We start from the raw sequence: 2,615 nt of genomic DNA on the forward strand, positions 1-2,615 counted from the left end.
CGGCGCGGCCCGATCGCCACGGGTCGATCGGGCTGGGGACACCCGGGCCGCGGGATTAGGGTCGACCGCCAGGGCCGCTGGTATTGCAGGCTTGCCTTCTCAGTCAAATGGCCGCCTTGGAAAGCGCGGGGCGACGCTCAGGCGGATCCCTTGAACCGTCGGTCGCAGGTCTGCGGGCGGTCCGGCAGGGTGAGGCGCATCGGGTTCGCGGCGCGTTCGGCCACGACCCGGCCCCTGGAGACCACGAGCCGCCGGGTGGCGCGGAGGCGCAGCGCCTCGACGGGGTCGGAGGCCTCCAGCACCACGAGGCTCGCGAGCGCGCCCTGGCGCAACCCGTAGTCGGGCAGGCCGAGGATCGCGGCGTTGACTTCCGTCACCATGTCGAAGCAGGCGCGCATCTCGGCGGGGCTGGTCATCTGCGCCACGTGCAGGCCCATGTGGGCGACGTCGAGCATGTCGGCGGTGCCGAGCGAATACCAGGGGTCGAGCACGCAGTCCTGGCCCCAGCCGACGCGGATGCCGGCGGCGCGCATCTCGGGAACGCGGGTCAGGCCGCGGCGCTTGGGATAGCTGTCGTGGCGACCCTGGATGGTGATGTTGATGAGGGGATTGGGGATGGCAGCGACCCCGGCCTCGGCGATCAGCGGCAGGAGCTTCGAGACGTAGTAATTGTCCATGGAATGCATGGAGGTGAGGTGCGAGCCGGCGACGCGGCCCTGCAGGCCGAGGCGCCGGGTCTCGAAGGCGAGCTGTTCGATGTGGCGCGATTCGGGGTCGTCGGTCTCGTCGCAATGGAGATCGACCGGCAGGCCGCGTTGGGCGGCGATCTCGCAGAGCTCGGTCACGGAGGCGCGGCCCTCGGCCATGGTGCGCTCGAAATGCGGGATGCCGCCGACCACGTCGACGCCGAGATCGAGCGCGCGCAGCGTGTTCGCCCGCGCCGTGGGGTCGCGATAGAAGCCGTCCTGCGGGAAGGCCACGAGCTGGAGGTCCAGATAGGGCTTCACCCGCTCGCGCACCTCGATGAGCGCCCGCACCCCGAGCAGCCGGTCGTCGCAGGTGTCCACGTGGCTGCGGATCGCGAGCAGGCCCATGGAGACCGCCCAGTCGCAGTAGGCGAGCGCGCGCTCGACCACCGCGTCATGGGTCATCTCGGCCTTGAGCTCGCCCCAGAGCGCGATGCCTTCGAGCAGGGTGCCGGAGGCGTTGATGCGCGGGAGGCCGTAGGAGAGCGTGGCGTCCATGTGGAAATGCGGATCGACGAAGGGTGGCGCGACGAGGCAGCCGGCGAGGTCGATGCTGCGGCCGGCCTCGGCCTCGATGCGCGGGGCGATCCCGGCGATGCGGTCGCCCGCGATGGCGATGTCGGCGCGGCTGCCGTCGGGCAGGATGCCGCCGGTCAGGAGCAGGTCGAGGCTCATCGTTCCCCCTTGCGATAGGGCACCATCAGCGCCTTGGGATAGCTCGCGCGCCGGGAGACCGCCACCAGCGCGAGGATGGAGAGGACGTAAGGAAGCATCAGGAAGACCTGGTAGGGCACGGCGTCGCCCACCACGCCCTGGAGGCGGACCTGGTAGGCGTCGAAGGCGCCGAAGAGGATCGCGCCCAAGAGCGCCTTGCCCGGGCGCCAGGAGCCGAAGACCACCAGCGCGATGCAGACCCAGCCGCGGCCGTTGACCATCTCGAAGAAGAAGGAATTGAAGGCCGACATGGTGAGGAAGGCGCCGCCCACGGCCATCAGCGCCGAGCCGGCGGCCACCGCGCCCATGCGGATGGCGGTGACGCTGAGGCCCTGGGCCTCGAGCGCGTCGGGGTTCTCGCCGGCGGCGCGCAGCGCGAGGCCGAGCGGGGTGCGGTAGAGCAGCCAGGCCACCAGCGCCGCGGCGGCGAAGGCGAGATAGGTGAAGGGGGTCTGGGCGAAGAGCGCCGGGCCGACCAGCGGCATGTCGGCGAGCAGCGGGATTTCCAGCGGGCGGAAGGCCTCGATCTTGGGCGGCGAGGTCACCTCCGGCAGCGCGAGGCGGTAGGTGTAATAGGTGAGGCTGGTCGCGAGCAGGGTGATGCCGATGCCGGTGACATGCTGCGAGAGGCCGAGCGGCACGGTCAGCAGGCCGTGCAGCAGGCCGAAGGCGGCGCCGGTCAGCGCGGCGACGGCGACGCCGGTCCAGAGATCGCCGCCCGAATAGACGGTGAACCAGCCGGCGAAGGCGCCGGCGACCATGATGCCCTCGATGCCGAGGTTCAGCACGCCCGCGCGCTCGCAGATGAGCTCGCCGAGGGTGGCGAAGATCAGCGGCGAGGCGATGCGCACGGCGGCGACCCAGAAGCTGGCGGTGAAGAGGATCTCGAGCGCCGCGGCCATCAGCGCCACCTTATCCGGTAGCGGGTGAAGACGATGGCCGTGCCCATGGTCAGGAGCGCGGTCGCGGTCATCACCTCGGCGATGTAGGAGGGCACGCCCACCGCCCGGCTCATGGCGTCGGCGCCGACGAAGATGCCGGCGACGAAGATCGCGGAGGCCACCACCCCGAGCGGATGCAGGAGCGCCAGCATCGCCACCACGATGCCGGTGTAGCCGAAGCCCGGCGAGAGATCGAGCGTGAGGTTGCCCTTGA

General features: G+C 70.9%; 2 protein-coding genes and 1 pseudogene. All 3 read right to left on the minus strand.

The features are described 5' to 3' along the window. Positions 1-137: 137 nt before the first annotated feature. The gene (locus tag V7050_RS20240) at positions 138-1,421 is read right to left on the minus strand and encodes an amidohydrolase family protein (protein ID WP_324369624.1); all 1,284 of its coding nucleotides are present in this window, start codon (positions 1,419-1,421) and stop codon (positions 138-140) included. After that, positions 1,418-2,362, minus strand: a complete 945-nt coding sequence (locus V7050_RS20245) for an ABC transporter permease (RefSeq protein WP_324369625.1) — start codon at positions 2,360-2,362, stop codon at positions 1,418-1,420. The genes V7050_RS20240 and V7050_RS20245 overlap by 4 nt, the downstream gene beginning before the upstream one ends. Continuing rightward, positions 2,362-2,615: pseudogene (locus V7050_RS20250) on the minus strand (ABC transporter permease); the annotation flags it as partial. The gene V7050_RS20245 and the pseudogene V7050_RS20250, both read right to left, overlap by 1 nt.

It is taken from the genome of Amaricoccus sp., from assembly GCF_036846665.1.
Taxonomy (GTDB): domain Bacteria; phylum Pseudomonadota; class Alphaproteobacteria; order Rhodobacterales; family Rhodobacteraceae; genus Amaricoccus.

Excerpts from the sequence above, each read along its gene's own strand:
- V7050_RS20240 (WP_324369624.1), bottom strand. The coding sequence starts at position 1,421 with ATGAGCCTCGACCTGCTCCTGACCGGCGGCATCCTGCCCGACGGCAGC.
- V7050_RS20245 (WP_324369625.1), bottom strand. The coding sequence starts at position 2,362 with ATGGCCGCGGCGCTCGAGATCCTCTTCACCGCCAGCTTCTGGGTCGCC.